We start from the raw sequence: 16045 nt of genomic DNA, 5'->3' as shown, positions 1-16045 counted from the left end.
CTTTCAAAAGTAAAAAAGGAGTATTAGCCTCTTTCGTCAACATCGTTTTAAATACGTGTCATGAGGGCCCTCTATGTTTCTCCTTTTCTTCTGATCTATTATATTACAAAGATATGAGAGGGTCGACAAGCGAAGCAATGTCGGGGTGAGTTAAAATGAAGTGCAGATCGGCTTTACATCCTCCCGCTAAAAAGTAGTCGTATAACCCTGCTTTATAAATACTGCTTCGTCTATTCCGCTGCCGGTAATTAAATATTGGGCGTATTGTGGTTGATATACTGCTTTGTGTAATATCCGCTGGTAATTATTAATGAGCTTTACCCTGCCAATAATTGTGGGGTTTTTATCCTTGCACCTTATTTCGCTCACTATCTCATCGTTTTTCAGTGTGCGGCTGATTGTGCAATCATCTGAAGTAATATAGCTCGATTCGATATGCACTATATCGGCAATCTCCATATTTTGCTTTAACTCGAAAATATGATCGATAACGGCATTGTAGGTAGTGCCGTTATTTCTGCTTTCGTTTATAGCTATAGCTTTTTTGCCGTTAACCATTATAAAGCGTATCAGCGGCGTTTTCGAGGTCTTGGCGCTGCTCTCATTGGCGTCTATCCATTTACCATCAATAACCTGAGGGGTGCTGCTCACCTGGTTTAACGATGTGCTGTAAGCGACTAAATTGTAGCAAACGCGTTTTGCCGAACGGATTTTGATCACGTATAGGGCCACATCGGTATTATAGCTTATTTTAAATATTAGCGGTTGCGATACCGCCTTGCCGTCGGTTAGTATCCTCCTTATTTTATTCTCTACCTGCTGCGGTATAGCTTCTTCGGGGCTTGTTATATCATTATAGGTTACAAAACTATTATCGGGTCGTTTTATGGCCAGTAATGCATTCGTTTTGTTTTGCGCTGTAGCTAAGTTAGCAATAAGGCACAGCCATATAAGTGCAGCTATCTTTAAGGGGAGCCGGTGGGTTTTTAACAGATCAATAGTTTTGTACAGCATGATGAAATTGTAAAAGGTTAGGGGGGACCGGTGCAGAAATTGGTGCTTAAAATTACTAAAAGCCTTGCAAAGCACCTGTGTATTTACTACACATATTAGGTACAATTTATAGTGGTATTGTGTGGTGCTAATGGCAGTGCTTCTCCGGCACTATCTTTTGCTTTTGGCGGGTGTTTTAATCATCGGGAAGAGGCGTTGATACACAGCCGCGACAAATAAATCTTAATTTTTTTCAAAAATTTTCAATACACTAAGTCCTGCTTAAAACCGGTGCTTTCTTAATAAGTATTTTTAAGCGGCGTAACCATGTTGTAACACTTACACACTAAGCCGGTAATTCTTAAAAAAGTTTTATACCCTGTTGTAACGCCGGGCAAAAAAAATCCGTCATGGCTTTCAAATCGCTGTAAATACAGAAGGTACCCTGATTGGCAGCAATAAACATTAACACAATTTATCAATACCCGGGTGTAACAACCCCACAAACTTTACACAAAATGAAAAAATCACTCTTAGCTCTTGTAGCAATAACCACCCTGTTTTTTGGCGCTTGCAAAAAAGACAGCAACAAACCAGGCGATAGCAACAATAACGGTGGCGGCGGCGATACCTACCAGCCATTCACCACAGGTTCTGTTTGGAAATATCGCTCAACCTTTTTAGGCGGCGAAGCTCCTGAACTGGATACCACCATCAGCACCATGACTGATAAAACAAAAACCTTCGAGAACAAAAAGTTCCACATTGTTAACTCAACAGATGGCACCGAAAACTACGAAGAATACCTTGGCCTTAACGATCATGTATACAGCACTTACATGTACGATGCCGGTTTGGGTGAAAGCATTGAGTTCGCTTACCTTAACGATAGCAAAGCAAAAGGCGATAGCTGGGTAGTTGCCAAAACCTATGAAACCGAAGAAGGCAATATTGACGCGCAGATAAAAACCACTATTGTTGAAAAAGGCATCAACAAAACCATACTTGATAAACAATACAGCAACGTAATTCAAACCAAAGTAGAGGTACAGTACAAAGTACAAAACAACTGGGTTACCTTAACCTCTATTGATTTTTACGCTGCGAAAGGTGTAGGCGTTATCGGTATCTACAGTTCAATACAAGGCGAGCTTACCTTCAAATCAGAGCTGTTTAACTATACCATCAAATAATATCACATAACCGGTACGCAAGCATTACCAACGGGCGTACCGGTTATTCATCTGCCTTCCACCTAAACATGCTCCTGAACTTAATACAGGCGCATCACCTCTAATCACCATGAAATCACTAAAACACCTACTATATATAGTGTACGTAATGCTCATTTCGCTGGCATTATTCTCGTGCAAAAAAGATAACAAACCCTCAAAACCCGCAGACGATAATAATACTGGCGGCGGAGTTGTACGCTCATCATTCAGCTGGACAGGCGAGCAACGCATAAATGCCGAAATCACCTTCGTTAACGAATCAAAGAACGCCGATACCTATAAATGGGATTTTGGCAACGGCGAAACATCAACCGAAAAAAATCCGGCTAAGGTTAAATATACCGGCGATGGCCCATATAATGTTATACTAACGGCCACCAAAGCAGGCAAACATTCGTTTTCGCAGCAAACCATTTTAATAGCAGCCGATAACAAGCCGCTCGCGCATTTTTCTTTTACTTATGAGGGGCAAAGAAATGCCGCCCCGGCAGTGGTTGTGTTCAGCAACGAATCGGTTAACGCTGATAGCTACAAATGGGTTATTAACGGACAAACCCTTTATGATCACAACCCCAAATATACCTTTACAAAGGCCGGCGATTATGTAGTTACGCTTACCGCTAAAAAAGGGAACAATGAAGCTTCATTCAGTGATGTGGTAAAGGTGGAAGCCAATAACGACCCCATAGCGGGCTTTGTACTGGCCTATCATCCATATCCGTATACGGTTAATGAGGAGATCCAACTGGTCAACATGTCGAAAAATGCCGATACCTACCTTTGGCGCTTTGGCACCAGCGGGCCGCCAAACTCAACCGACGAACATCCGGTAGTAAAGTTTTCGGCATCGGGAACTTATACCATATCGCTTACCGCCAGCCAAAAGGGCGCAGATAAAGCAGCAGGAAAATCAATTAATTTAAAGATAAACCCTTAATGAGTACTTGTCGTATAAGGGTGGTATAGCCACAATCAATAATCGGGATATTTAAATATTTTAATTACTTTTTGGGGTTAAAGAAATTACATATATTTAAATTCCTGATTAATTGATATGAAACATCGTTTACCCATCCTTTTTGCCCTTTGCCTGCTGGCATTATCGTCATGCAAAAAAGATGAGCCCATCTTTACAGGTTATGATCTTACGTTTAACAACCAATTTCAATCGTTAAAGGCAGGCGAGTATTGGGAGTACGAATCTGTTAGGGATACCCTTGATGTTGTTACCATTGCAACCGTGCGCAATACCATAACAGGCGGCACTACACTTATCGACGACAGGTTATACCACAACGTTAATACAACAATAGAATTTCCCGACCGTACCGAACGTTACCCGAGATATTTCCGGGTGATTAACCACGAGTTCAGCATACGGGAAATAGCCGCTATAAAATCAGCCAGTCCCGAATATTTATACCTTATTGATACCGCCAAAGTAGGCGCCAGCTGGAGCACGCGCATTACCGATAATGGCCTGGCCAACGGTTTGCCGGTACGTTTGGTAGGTACCCTGCTCGAAAAAGATGTAGTTAAAGAAGTAAACGGTACGGTATACGCGGGCGTATCACACACGCATTTACAGGTATTGCTTGACCTGGGTACAGGTACCGGATTAAACGTAGCCGGTACTTATGATTATTATATTGCCAAAGGTGTAGGTATTATACAAATGGAATACGAAACCCTCGGTGGTATTAAAGAAACCCAAACGCTTACCGCTCACGTAGTCCCACTTAAATAATAGCTGCCTGTAATGGCAATGCCATAATACGCGGGTTTGCCATCTGCGCAAACCTTCCTGCTATACATTTGTGGTCTTAATATATTGATTTATAATGAGCACAAAGAAAATACGCCTGAGCGTGCTTGACCAGTCGCCGATACGCAAAGGCGCTACTGCCGAACAAGCCGTACAGGAAACCATAGCTTTAGCAAAACTGACCGATAGCCTGGGTTACTCGCGCTATTGGGTATCAGAACACCATAATACCGGTATACTGGCCGGTTCAACGCCCGAAGTACTGATAGCGCACCTTGCAGGGCAAACCAAAAATATCCGTTTAGGTTCGGGCGGTATTATGATGCCTAACCACAGTACCTTAAAGGTGGCCGAAAACTTCCGGATGCTGGAAGCGCTGTTTCCGGGGCGGATAGACCTGGGCATGGGCCGGGCGCCGGGCACCGACAGGATAACCGCCAGCATGCTTAACCCGAGCAACCAGTTCAGGGAGCAGGATTTTATTGAACAGCTGGACGACCTGGTGAATTACTTTCATGATACAGGCGCTCCTGGTACCATACAAGCAAAAATCAGGGCCATACCGCAAATACAAACCGTGCCATCCATGTGGCTGCTAAGTTCCAGCGGGCAAAGCGGCTTATTTGCCGCGCATTTCGGCATGGGTTTGGCTTACGCGCACTTTATTAATCCTTATGGCGGACCCGAAGCGGTAAAGCTGTACCGCGAACGCTTTCAGCCTTCGGCAGATCTGCCCCGGCCCGAAGCCAATGTGGCCCTGTTCGTTTTTTGCTCGGAAGATGAAGAAAAGATAAAGCAGCACCGTGCCGTAATGGAGCACCGCTTTTTGCAGTTTGAAAAAGGCGGACCAATAGTACCACTGGCTTATGAAGATGTTAAAGATATTGTATACACCCCATCCGAGTTGGAGCGCATTGCCCATAACCGTCCGCGGGTAATAACCGGTACACCCGGCGAAATCAAACTGCGGTTAAAATGGATAGCCGAAGATTATGATGTGGATGAAATAATGGCCGTAACCATTACCGAAGATTTTGAGGACAGGATACGATCATACGAGTTACTGGCCGGGGTTTTTGAGCTGGAAGCTAAGGCGTAAGACTTTTGCGGGCTTGTTGTAATTTTTTTGTGGTAGTTTGGGTAACAAAATTGTCATTATTGTATCTTAACAAAAAACTACTAAATGACCTCAACTTTTATAAGCCACGAATTAAAAGCGTTTTGGCGCACAAAAAACAAAGGGAAGTCTATTGCTGTAAAAATTATAATGGCCCTGCTGATATTGTATCTGCTTGCCTGCGTATTTATAGTAGGTTTCGCCCTTGATAAAATATTAGAAAAAATGTTCCCGAAGGATGAATTAGTTGCTTCCTTTAGCGGCATATTGATCCTTTATTATCTTTACGACCTGCTGCTGCGCCTGCAATTACAGGAACTCCCGACTTTAAGGGTACAGCCCTATTTGCATTTGCCTATTAAACGGAACTCGTTGGTGAGCTATCTGGCTGCAACATCGTTGCTTTCGGTATTTAATCTGTGGCCATTTATACTGTTTTTCCCTTTTATATTTAAGGTGATCATATTTGATCATAGTGCCTTGGTTACGCTGGCCTTTATAGCCGCTATTATCGCGCTGGCGGTTTTTAACAACTATCTGGCCCTGTACATTAAGCGTAAAGCCAACCTTAACGGCTGGGTGTTTTTGGTTGCCGTAGGCACAGTAATATTGCTTACCATGGGCGATTTTAGCTGGCACTTGTATTCAATCCGCGGTATTTCGTTCGCGTTCTTCGGTAAACTGATCACTCAACCGGCTTTGGCGCTGGTTCCTGTGCTTATCGCGGCGGCCATGTATTACCTCAATTTCATCTATCTTAAACAAAACCTGTACCTCGAAGATCTTAACTCGTCAAAGGCCTCTGCCTATAAAAGTAGCACCGAATATCCTTTACTCAACCGTTTTGGTAGTGTTGGCGATCTGGTAGCTAACGAGATCAAGCTGATATTGCGCAATAAACGTTCGCGTTCGGCACTTACCATGGGTTTGCTGTTCATGTTTTACGGGTTGATATTTTATACTAATCCAAAGGCGTATGGCGAATGGTCGAAAGTATTTGTGGGCATGTTCATGACCGGGATATTCATCATCAACTACGGGCAGTTTATGTATAGCTGGCAGGCCTCGCATTTTGATGGCATACTGGTAAGCAAGGTAAACTTTACCGACTTTTTGAAAGCCAAATACATGCTGTTCACCATGGTATCAACAGTGGCGCTGTTACTTACTACGCCTTATGTTTATTTCGGCTGGCGGGTACTGATGATCCATTGTATTATGTATGTATGGAACCTGGGCGTTAATACCACTATTATACTATACTTCGCTAACCGCAACCACAGGCGTATCGACCTTTCGAAAGGTGCATCGTTCAACTGGGAAGGTGTGGGCGCTACGCAATTTCTGGTTTCGTTCCCGCTGCTTGTTACGCCATTTATTATATATATACCGTTTAGCCTGTTGGGGCATGTTGATATCGGCCTGGGCATTATTGCCGCCGTGGGCATACTGGGTATTTTAACCCGCCAATTCTGGATAAAAAAATTGGTAGAAGATTATAACACAAAAAGATACACCTTAGCCGAAGGCTTCAGAAATAAATAATTATGATAGAAGTAAAAGACCTTATTAAAGCTTACGGCGGTAAAACCGTTGTAAACGTACCTCAACTTACTATAAACAAAGGCGAAAGCATTGGCCTGGTTGGCAACAACGGCGCGGGTAAAACTACCCTGTTCCGTATGGTGCTCGATCTTATCCGTCCTGAAAGAGGCGAGATCCTGTCGAAAGGCGAAGCAGTGGCCGGGCAAGAACATTGGAAAAATTACACGGCCTCGTATCTTGACGAAGGCTTTTTGATAGATTACCTTACTCCCGAAGAATACTTGTACTTTATAGGTGGCTTGCACGGGCAATCAAAAGCGCATGTTGATGAGTTTTTGCTTACGCTTACCGATTTCTTTAACGACGAGATCATTAAAAAAGGTAAATATATCCGCGACTTGTCGAAAGGTAATCAGTGCAAAGTAGGTATAGCCGCTTGTTTATTGCAAAAGCCCGAACTGCTGATGCTTGATGAGCCATTCGCCAATATCGACCCAACTACACAGATCCGCCTGAAGAACCTGCTGAAAGAACTGAACAGGAACGGGGTTACCACCATTGTATCCAGTCATGACCTTAACCACATTACCGATGTGAGCGATCGTATCATTTTGATGGAAAAAGGCGTTATTATTAAAGACATCGCCACCAGTTCGTCAACACTGGCCAATCTGGAAGATTATTTCGCGGTGGGGCAAAATATTTAATAGATGTACTTTATACGAACTGCTACGGTTAACAACGTAGATACTATTATCAAACTGGCCGAAGATACCTGGTGGCCTACCTATTCGCCGATACTGGAGAAAGAGCAGATCAGCTTTATGCTGAACGAAATATACAACGCGGATAAGCTAACGGATTTGATCGCCAGCAATAAGCAAACATTTTTGCTGCTTATTGAAGATGAAAAACCGGTAGCTTTTGCCGCCTACTCGCCGCGCGAGGAGGATGCTGATATTTACAAGCTGCACAAACTATACTGCCTGCCCGCCACCCAGGGCAAGGGTTATGGTAAGGTGCTGATTGATGCCGTTACTGAAAAAGTAAAAGAAGCCGGTAAGTCAGTCCTCGATCTTAACGTGAACCGCTACAACAAATCCACAGGCTTTTACCAAAAAATGGGCTTCGAGATAGTATACGAAGAAGACATAGCCATTGGCCCTTACTGGATGAATGACTATGTAATGCGGAAGGTTATTTGAGGTTCGAGGTTTCAGGTTCGGGGTTCCAGATTTGAGCTGTGAACAGGCAATTTCAAATTTCCCCTCCTCGGAGGGGGCGCATAGGGCAATGTAGTGGCAGGGGTGGGTTTCTGCACCGTACTCTACTACATCTAAAGTTTAGAAACTAATCGCATAAACCCACCCCTGCCTTCGCGCAATTCCTGCCCGCCCCTCCAAGGAGAGGAAGAAAAAAACCTTCTAAACCGCAGTCAAAAACAAATCCTTCTTAATCTCCGGGATTACATTTTTCTCTGTAGCGGTATCAAAAAGGAGCTTGATCGCTTTTCTGCCTTGCTCGCCTAAATCAACCGAATATTGGTTTACGTATAGTTCGATGTGTTTGTACATTACTTCTTCGCTCATTTCCTGAGCGTGCGAGCGTATAAACTCCAGTCCGGATTTTGGATTGGCAAAGGCGAACTCTACCGATTTGCGCAAAACTCGATTTATTTTATGCTGTACATCAACAGGCAAATTGCGGTTAGCCACAATGCCCCCCAACGGAATTGGGCAGCCGGTGCGTTTCTCCCAGTAATCTCCCAGATCGATGATCTTCTTCAGGCCTTTATCCTGATAGGTAAACCTGTTCTCGTGGATGATCAATCCGATATCGATCTTTTCCTGCAATAAAGAATTCTCGATCTCCGAGAAAACGATCTCTTGTTTATTGGTCGCTTCCGGGAACGCCAGTCCGAGTAAAAAGTTGGCCGTAGTGTATTTGCCGGGGATACCTATTTTAAGATTGGAAATTTGAGAACTAAGATTTGCAATAATTTCGTCAACCGATCCCTGTGCGGCGTAATCCTTTTTAGAGATCAGCATGGGGCCAACACCAAAACCCAGCGCGCTGCCTGCATCCAGCAGAATATACTTATCGGCCACGTAGGCAAATGCATGGTAGCTTAGTTTGGTAATATCCAGTTCGCCACGCAGGGCCTTTTGGTTAAGGGTTTCTACATCATCATAAAATACCTCAAACTCCAATCCCTCGGTATCAATTTTATGGTGAATAAGGGCATCAAAAATAAAGGTATCGTTAGGGCAGGGCGAAAAGCCAAGTGTTAGTTTCATAGTTCGTTTGTTTGAAGGTTGGAACGTTTGAAGGTTGTAATGTTGAACAAACAGGGCTTGTCATTGCGAGGTACGAAGCAATCTCGTAGCTATGCAAATCGGCTCTGTATTGTTCGCGATTCCTTCGTACCTCGCAATAACAGTTTTTAAACGCGTGCTTGTAAAAACGGGTCATCCTGAGCTTGTCGAATGAGCGTGCGCAGAGGCTTTCACCCACCCTTCGACAAGCTCAGGGTGACGATCCGTGGCACGCACTTGCTGCACTATTCGCAAAGGCTATCTCTAAACACTCTTCAAATATTCCACAGCAAATGTATTCAGATTTTTTATGGCCAACCCTATCTTCCAGGCTTCGCGGTTACGCTTTTCCACGTAATTTGACACTGCCCTGATTTGCATGCAGGGAACGCCCATCTGCCGGCAGGCATAAAAAAACGCGGCCCCTTCCATGCTTTCAATCTGCGCGGTTATACGGCTGCTTAATTTTTGTATGGATGCCTCATTGCCATGAACGGTGTTTACAGTAATGGCCGTCGCCTGTGCAATACCCGCATTGGCAGGTAGTGTATAGGTAGCGTTGAATGTTCCCTCGCCGAAACCCAGTTGCGCTATCGGTATAAATTCCTCGTCGTCTTCGGCACCCAGTTCAGCAAGGGTGTCTTCGGTAATGTTTACAATATCGCCAAGGGCGATTTCGCGGTCGAAACTACCTGCTATACCTAAATTAATAGCCAGATCATACCGGTTAGCAGCTAAGTGTTGGCCTAAAGCAAATGCAGTGGGTACCATGCCTGCGCCGGTGATAAGGGCTGTGAATTGGGTTGTGAGTTGTGAGTTGTGAGTTGTGTGGGGTGAGGTTCCGGGTTCGGGGTTTGGGAGGCCGGTGGTGTGATCGTGAATGGTAAATGGGAGGGTGGTGATCAGTTCGTTTATCTCTGGCCTGGTGGCCGCTACTATCAATATCCGCATAAGGGCAATATTTTGACTGCTAAGATAAAACAACTCGGCTGTTTTTGTTTTGTATATTTGCACCCACAATAATTATGATGATTTATATAACGCGCAGAGAACATTTTAATGCGGCCCACAGAATGTACCGAGAGGAGTGGAGCGAAGAGAAAAATGCCGAGGTATTTGGCAAATGCGCAAACCCAAACTGGCATGGCCACAATTACAACCTTTTTGTAACCATTAAGGGCCATGTTACGCATGCAACAGGTTATCTGATGGATTTGAAAGATCTTAAAGTGATCATCAACAAATACGTTGTTGATAAGCTCGATCATAGCAATATTAACAAGGATGTTGATTTTATGCAAGGTAAAATGGCATCAACCGAACTGCTTTGTATTGAGATATTCAACCAGTTAAAAGGCCCTATTGAAGAAAACGAAGGCGTGTTTTTACATTCGGTGAAATTGTTTGAAACCGAAAATAACTCCGCGGAATACTTTGGCGACTAACCCTGCATCATGAATAACGAAAACCATATACCTGATCGCGATGATGATATTGGCGGTTACGAAAAAATAGACCGTTACAATCCCGAGCTTATTCAAAGCCTATCTGGCCATTACCGTGAGGTGCTTAAGCAAATAGGCGAACACCCCGACCGTGAAGGCTTGCTGAAAACCCCCGAGCGTGTGGCAAAAGCCATGCTGTACCTTACCCATGGCTATGATCTGGATGCTAAGGAAATCCTCAATTCGGCTATGTTTAAAGAGGAATACAGCCAGATGGTGGTAGTAAAAGACATTGAGGTATACTCTATGTGCGAGCATCACATGCTGCCGTTTTTCGGCAAAGCGCACGTAGCCTACATACCTAACGGGCATGTGGTTGGCTTAAGTAAAATACCGCGTATTGTTGACGTTTTCGCGCGCAGGCTGCAAGTGCAGGAGCGCCTTACCAACGAAATACGCGATTGTATCCAAGATACCCTTAACCCCATAGGTGTAGGTGTTGTTATTGAATGCCGCCACCTGTGCATGAGCATGCGCGGTGTGCAAAAGCAAAATTCGGTAACTACCACATCGGCATTTAAAGGTGAATTTTTGAAGGAAAAAACGCGTACGGAATTTTTAAACCTGATAGCATCTAAATTAAGTTAAACGGTAAAACAGCGGTTGCAGAGTGGCGATCTTTAAGGTGATTAATATTTGTTTGGCACGCAAACAAATATTGAACAAAAACCTTTAAATAAGCTAAGCTGTTATTGCTGACTGAACCGTTTGCTATACATAAACCGATCTTTGATCAATAACTAACAAATTATTAATTTGAAAGCATACATTTTCCCCGGACAAGGTGCGCAGTTTGTAGGTATGGGTAAAGACCTTTACGACCAATCAAACGAAGCCCGCGAATTATTTGAAAAAGCTAACGCGATACTGGGCTTTAGCATTACCGATATTATGTTTAACGGTACCGATGAAGGCCTTAAACAAACCAACGTAACACAACCGGCCATCTTTTTACACTCGGTAATTTTGGCTAAGGTTTTAGGCGATGATTTTAAACCTGAAATGGTAGCCGGTCATTCATTAGGTGAATTTTCGGCACTGGTTGCCGCCAAAGCCTTAAGCTTTGAGGACGGACTTAAACTGGTAGCCGCACGTGCGAATGCCATGCAGAAAGCCTGCGAATTGCAACCATCAACCATGGCGGCAATTTTAGGCCTGGATGATTTTACTGTAGAAGATATTTGCCAGCAATTAACCGATGTGGTTGTGCCGGCCAATTATAACTGCCCGGGCCAGCTGGTAATTTCAGGAACTATTGCCGGTATTGATGCTGCTTTAGAGAAGCTGACCGCCGCAGGTGCCAAGCGTGCTTTAAAACTAAATGTAGGTGGTGCTTTCCACTCGCCGTTAATGGAATCGGCAAGGGTTGAGCTTGAGGCGGCTATTGTGGCTACCGATATTACCGCGCCAATTTGTCCTATCTACCAAAATATTGATGCCAAACCGTATACCGACCCGGCAAAAATTAAAGAGAACTTGATAGCCCAGCTTACCGGTGCCGTACGCTGGACACAAACCGTACAACACATGCTGGAAGACGGTGCCACTTCATTTACCGAAGTAGGGCCGGGCAGTGTGCTACAGGGCCTTGTTAAAAAAGTAAACAGGGCGATACCAACCAGTAGCGCCGAATTACCATCATAATTTTACAGAGCCATCAACCGATGGCTTTGTTTTTTTATCTTAATTTTATACCATCTACACGAAAACAAATTGAGTTACCGGGCGAAAATACGTTTACTGCTGGCCTTATTAACCGTCAGCTTGCTCATCACGGCTATTATTGTGCCGCGGTCGTACACGCCTGTTAACAGTTTAGAGCAAACCGCTCATATACTCGAAAGTAACGTAAACAAAAAGGAGCGCTACATTGCCGGCCTGCTGAATGATAAGGATTGGTACAGCAAGCTAAAAACGGCAGACGTAAACCAGCAAACCGGACTCAAATATATACAGGATGTTACGGTAGACCATCGCGTATGGTTTGTTATACTGCGTAACAACAAACTCACCTTTTGGAGTGGCGTTAAGGTATTACCGCCGCAACCCGAGCGTATAAAAGAAGGCTACTCCTTTACGCGGCAGCCCAATGGTTACTATGAAAGTTTCCGCAAAAATGATGGTGATTTTTCGGTCATCTTCTTTTTTCCGGTGAAGATCAGTTACCAGTTTCAAAACAAGTACCTGCATAACGGTTTCGACAAGGATATTTACGATGAAGATAATATCCAACTGGCCGAGTTTACCGATACCGAGATCTATTCGGTACACAGTATCACCAATGCCTACCTGTTTTCGGTTAAGCTGAAGCCCGATACGGTTAATTACCGTTTCCTGTACTCCGAAATTACACTGTGGATTTTAACGCTGATCACCTTTTGTGTACTGGTTCATGATCTTTGCGGTTATGTGGCTTACAAAGGTTTCGGCCTGCTCTCGGTGCTGCTGCTGGCCTTGTTTATTGTGGGCGTACGGTATATAAACCTGCGCTATCAATTGCCCGATTTTACCCTCCGGCTCGATCTTTTCAAGCCCATCCTGTATGCATCGAGCAAGGTAAATCCCTCCCTTGGCGATTTCTGTATCAACCTGCTGGGTATATGCTGGCTGGTGGCTTATGCCTACACGCAGCGTAACAGGCTGGTGCGTAATGTAAAAAGCCGGGTATTGAGCTATATAATACTCGTTAGCTGTATTTTGATCATGATAGGGGTATCCACGGCCTTGCTTAACCTTTTTTATGGCCTGGTAATTAATTCGCATATCAATTTTGATGTAACCAATGTGCTTAACCTAACCGGGTTTAGTGTTATTGGGCTCGTTATGCTTTGTTTTGCGTTCCTGATATTTTACCTGCTTAACGATACCTTCCTCAATATTTGCATAAAGCTGCCGATATCAAACTCGCATAAATTCTTCGTGTTCAGCATAGCTGTGATATTGGCAACGACGATATATGCTTATAATAACCAGTTTACGCTATTCTACTTTTTAATGGCTACGCTGGTATTTATACGGGGCTACTCGTTCAGGTATAAGCATGGTAAGTTATCATCATCGTCATTATTGCTTATCGTACTGGTATGCGCGCTCATGTCTTCACTCGAACTGGTGAGTTTTGGCGACATAAAAGAGGGCGAAACCCGCAAGGCTTTAATACAAAAATTGCTGGTACCCGATGATGGCACGGCAAACCTGATGATCAAAAAAATCGAAAAGAAGATCATCAATGACCGCCGTGTACGGGAACTTTTTAATGATACGAACCGTGTTAACAGTTTAAAAACCCGGCTCGAAAAGCTGTATTTCGACGGCTATCTTTCTAAATACAGTATCAGTGTGCATGAGTTTGACGCGAACGATAAACCTTTATCGGGCGATCAGAATTATTCACTGGATGTTTTTAACGATATGGTGCTGTACAGTTCGTTCAAGGTATCCGATTATTTTTTCAGGGAGAACGAATCTTTCGGTTCGCAAAACTACTTTGCTGTTATCCCGGTTAAAAAGCGGGGCAAACACGCGGGTACTATCGTTATTGAATTACGGTCGAGAGATCCGCGGCAGAGCAATAAGTTCCCCGAACTATTAACCGAAGGCTTTGGTACTTATCATGATGAATTTAAAGAGTATTCGTACGCATTTTATACCGACGATAAGTTGGTGAACCAAAACGGTACATTCGTATACGACTTGGTGAACCACTACTTTAAAGCGCCCGAACAAAAATATGCCTTTAAAACATCCGCCAGTATTTATCCCGAGTGGTACCGTCGCTTTACTACTTATAACCACCTGATATTTAAGCCTGCTAAACGTAACCTGATAGTGGTGAGTAAAGAGGAAAACAAACCTTTTTATGTGATCACTTCACTTACGTTCTTCTTTGTGATGCTGCTATTGTTCAGTATGCTGGTCATATTGGTGCAATGGCTGTGGCTGCGTATCAAAATACTCTCCATCAGCGAAAATAAGATCCGCTGGAATTTCCGGATCAATTTTGATAACGTATTGTACAAAACCCGTATCCAGTTCTCCATGATTATGGCCGTGGTGGTTACGCTGGTGATGGTTGGTTTTATCACTTTCCTGTTCATCAGTACGCAGTATAATACCCAGCAGGAAAAAATGATCCGTGAGAAGATTAACCGCATTACCGACGCGTTTGAGGAGGGGCTGTTCAACAAGTATATCAACAATATACAAAAGGAAAGTATGGTTGATTTTGATGAACTGGCCAATACTTACGCTGCCGATCTCACTTTGTTTGATACCAGCGGCATCCCGATCATTACCACACAGCCCAAGTTTTACGAATATGGCCTGCATGCCCGCCGTATGAATGCAAAGGCCTTTATTCAGCTTAATAAACTGCACAAGGCAGAGGTAGTGAATGATGAAACTATTGGTGAACTGAAATACAAATCGGTTTACGCGCCGTTGAAGGATAGCAAGAGCAAAACCGTGGCTTACCTGCAATTGCCCTACTTCTCTAACGAGGCAGATTATAACGAGCGTGTTGGCTCTTTGCTCAACGCCATGATCAATGTGTACGCGCTTATCTTTATCGCTATAGGTTTGTTTGCCATGGCGATAGCACGACAAATTACCTCGCCGCTAAACTTTATACAGAGCAAATTGAGCGGTATAATTTACGGCAAAAAGAACGAACCCATTAAATGGGGACGGGATGATGAGATTGGTTCCCTTGTAAAAGAATATAATAAAATGATTGCCGCGTTGGAGAACAGCGCTCAAAAGCTGGCGCAATCTGAAAGGGAGAGCGCCTGGCGCGAAATGGCCAAACAGGTGGCTCACGAAATCAAAAATCCGCTTACGCCACTAAAACTGGGTTTGCAATTGCTCGATAAATCGTGGAAGGATAAAGACCCTAAATTCGATCAAAAATTTGAGCGTTTCAGCAAATCGTTTGTTGAGCAGATTGAGAGCTTGTCGTCGATAGCGTCGGAGTTTTCGGCCTTTGCCAAAATGCCAGATACCAAGCTGGAGCAGATCAACGTATTTGAAATGCTTAACCAGGCTGTTACCATATTTAAGCAGATGGATAACCTGCAAATTATGTATCAGCCACCCGAAAAGCCATTTATTATACTGGCCGACCGCGACCAACTGCTCCGTTGCTTTAACAATCTGCTTAAAAATGCCATTGAAGCTACCCCTCCCGACCGGACAGGGCTTATAGAGATCAATGCGTTAATAACCAGCAAAAATATTTTGTTAAGCATCAGGGATAATGGCAACGGCATCCCCGAAAATATGCGCGAAAAGATCTTTGAACCCAACTTTACCACCAAAAGCTCGGGTACAGGCTTAGGCCTCGCCTTTATCAAAAACTCCATAGAGAACGCAGGCGGCAAAGTATGGTTTGAAACGGTTATTGGTACAGGCACCACCTTCTACTTGAGCCTGCCTGCTGCTGCGGGCACGGAGGAAGTAGTTTAAGTTGTAGGTTGTGTGTTGTAAGTTGTGTGTGTTAGGATTTAGGTTCGGGGTTGCGGGTTCAAGGTTTCAGGTTTGGGGTTGCGGGTTTGGGTGTGTTGAGAGTTTGG

At 43.9% G+C, this 16045-nt stretch carries 14 protein-coding genes; 11 read left to right on the top strand and 3 right to left on the bottom strand.

Annotated elements, in window-relative coordinates:
• Nucleotides 1-186 precede the first annotated feature (186 nt).
• Nucleotides 187-1014 carry a hypothetical protein gene (locus tag ABD894_RS21700; RefSeq protein WP_345213179.1) on the bottom strand — a complete coding sequence of 276 codons (828 nt, stop codon included), beginning with the start codon at nt 1012-1014 and terminating at the stop codon, nt 187-189.
• A 497-nt stretch (nt 1015-1511) separates the two neighbouring features.
• Here ABD894_RS21700 and ABD894_RS21695 point away from each other — a divergent pair, with 497 nt between their 5' ends.
• The 7 genes from ABD894_RS21695 to ABD894_RS21665 all read left to right on the top strand — a co-directional run bounded on the left by ABD894_RS21695 (nt 1512) and on the right by ABD894_RS21665 (nt 7860).
• Entirely contained in the window at nt 1512-2186 is a 675-nt protein-coding gene (locus tag ABD894_RS21695) for a hypothetical protein (RefSeq protein WP_345213178.1), read from the top strand.
• Nucleotides 2187-2295: 109 nt separating this feature from the next.
• Nucleotides 2296-3165, top strand: coding sequence for a PKD domain-containing protein (locus tag ABD894_RS21690; protein WP_345213177.1), 870 nt, complete (start codon nt 2296-2298; stop codon nt 3163-3165).
• Between the two features lie 117 nt (nt 3166-3282).
• Nucleotides 3283-3975 carry a hypothetical protein gene (locus ABD894_RS21685; RefSeq protein WP_345213176.1) on the top strand — a complete coding sequence of 231 codons (693 nt, stop codon included), beginning with the start codon at nt 3283-3285 and terminating at the stop codon, nt 3973-3975.
• A 94-nt stretch (nt 3976-4069) separates the two neighbouring features.
• Nucleotides 4070-5092 (top strand): LLM class flavin-dependent oxidoreductase, encoded by a 1023-nt coding sequence (locus tag ABD894_RS21680; RefSeq protein WP_345213175.1) that lies wholly within the window; start codon nt 4070-4072, stop codon nt 5090-5092.
• Nucleotides 5093-5176: 84 nt separating this feature from the next.
• Nucleotides 5177-6655 carry a DUF5687 family protein gene (locus tag ABD894_RS21675; protein WP_345213174.1) on the top strand — a complete coding sequence of 493 codons (1479 nt, stop codon included), beginning with the start codon at nt 5177-5179 and terminating at the stop codon, nt 6653-6655.
• Between the two features lie 2 nt (nt 6656-6657).
• A complete protein-coding gene (locus ABD894_RS21670; RefSeq protein ID WP_345213173.1) occupies nt 6658-7362 on the top strand; it encodes an ABC transporter ATP-binding protein in 705 nt (234 codons plus the stop codon).
• 3 nt (nt 7363-7365) lie between these two features.
• The gene (locus ABD894_RS21665) at nt 7366-7860 is read left to right on the top strand and encodes a GNAT family N-acetyltransferase (protein ID WP_345213172.1); all 495 of its coding nucleotides are present in this window, start codon (nt 7366-7368) and stop codon (nt 7858-7860) included.
• Nucleotides 7861-8079: 219 nt separating this feature from the next.
• On the opposite strand, the gene ABD894_RS21660 is transcribed toward ABD894_RS21665, so the two are convergent.
• Both ABD894_RS21660 and mqnB read right to left on the bottom strand, forming a co-directional pair.
• Nucleotides 8080-8952, bottom strand: coding sequence for a menaquinone biosynthesis family protein (locus ABD894_RS21660; RefSeq protein WP_345213171.1), 873 nt, complete (start codon nt 8950-8952; stop codon nt 8080-8082).
• Between the two features lie 282 nt (nt 8953-9234).
• Nucleotides 9235-9921: a futalosine hydrolase gene (mqnB, locus tag ABD894_RS21655; RefSeq protein ID WP_345213170.1), complete on the bottom strand. Its 687-nt coding sequence runs from the start codon at nt 9919-9921 to the stop codon at nt 9235-9237.
• A 77-nt stretch (nt 9922-9998) separates the two neighbouring features.
• Between mqnB and ABD894_RS21650 the strand changes: the two genes are divergently transcribed.
• The 4 genes from ABD894_RS21650 (at nt 9999) to ABD894_RS21635 (ending at nt 15938) form a co-directional block, all read left to right on the top strand.
• Nucleotides 9999-10415, top strand: coding sequence for a 6-pyruvoyl trahydropterin synthase family protein (locus tag ABD894_RS21650; RefSeq protein WP_345213180.1), 417 nt, complete (start codon nt 9999-10001; stop codon nt 10413-10415).
• A 9-nt stretch (nt 10416-10424) separates the two neighbouring features.
• Complete coding sequence (gene folE / locus ABD894_RS21645) at nt 10425-11063, top strand: GTP cyclohydrolase I FolE (RefSeq protein WP_345213169.1); 639 nt, start codon at nt 10425-10427, stop codon at nt 11061-11063.
• Between the two features lie 168 nt (nt 11064-11231).
• Nucleotides 11232-12119, top strand: coding sequence for an ACP S-malonyltransferase (gene fabD / locus ABD894_RS21640; protein ID WP_345213168.1), 888 nt, complete (start codon nt 11232-11234; stop codon nt 12117-12119).
• Nucleotides 12120-12188: 69 nt separating this feature from the next.
• Nucleotides 12189-15938 (top strand): sensor histidine kinase, encoded by a 3750-nt coding sequence (locus ABD894_RS21635; protein WP_345213167.1) that lies wholly within the window; start codon nt 12189-12191, stop codon nt 15936-15938.
• Nucleotides 15939-16045 lie beyond the last annotated feature (107 nt).

This window comes from Mucilaginibacter gynuensis (genome assembly GCF_039541195.1).
GTDB lineage: Bacteria > Bacteroidota > Bacteroidia > Sphingobacteriales > Sphingobacteriaceae > Mucilaginibacter > Mucilaginibacter gynuensis.
This window is presented reverse-complemented; position numbering and strand designations above follow the sequence as displayed.

Bases quoted from the DNA above. Each gene is read 5' to 3' on its own strand.
- ABD894_RS21700 (WP_345213179.1), bottom strand. From the start codon at position 1,014: ATGCTGTACAAAACTATTGATCTGTTAAAAACCCACCGGCTCCCCTTA.
- ABD894_RS21695 (WP_345213178.1), top strand. From the start codon at position 1,512: ATGAAAAAATCACTCTTAGCTCTTGTAGCAATAACCACCCTGTTTTTT.
- ABD894_RS21690 (WP_345213177.1), top strand. From the start codon at position 2,296: ATGAAATCACTAAAACACCTACTATATATAGTGTACGTAATGCTCATT.
- ABD894_RS21685 (WP_345213176.1), top strand. From the start codon at position 3,283: ATGAAACATCGTTTACCCATCCTTTTTGCCCTTTGCCTGCTGGCATTA.
- ABD894_RS21680 (WP_345213175.1), top strand. From the start codon at position 4,070: ATGAGCACAAAGAAAATACGCCTGAGCGTGCTTGACCAGTCGCCGATA.
- ABD894_RS21675 (WP_345213174.1), top strand. From the start codon at position 5,177: ATGACCTCAACTTTTATAAGCCACGAATTAAAAGCGTTTTGGCGCACA.
- ABD894_RS21670 (WP_345213173.1), top strand. From the start codon at position 6,658: ATGATAGAAGTAAAAGACCTTATTAAAGCTTACGGCGGTAAAACCGTT.
- ABD894_RS21665 (WP_345213172.1), top strand. From the start codon at position 7,366: ATGTACTTTATACGAACTGCTACGGTTAACAACGTAGATACTATTATC.
- ABD894_RS21660 (WP_345213171.1), bottom strand. From the start codon at position 8,952: ATGAAACTAACACTTGGCTTTTCGCCCTGCCCTAACGATACCTTTATT.
- mqnB (WP_345213170.1), bottom strand. From the start codon at position 9,921: ATGCGGATATTGATAGTAGCGGCCACCAGGCCAGAGATAAACGAACTG.
- ABD894_RS21650 (WP_345213180.1), top strand. From the start codon at position 9,999: ATGATTTATATAACGCGCAGAGAACATTTTAATGCGGCCCACAGAATG.
- folE (WP_345213169.1), top strand. From the start codon at position 10,425: ATGAATAACGAAAACCATATACCTGATCGCGATGATGATATTGGCGGT.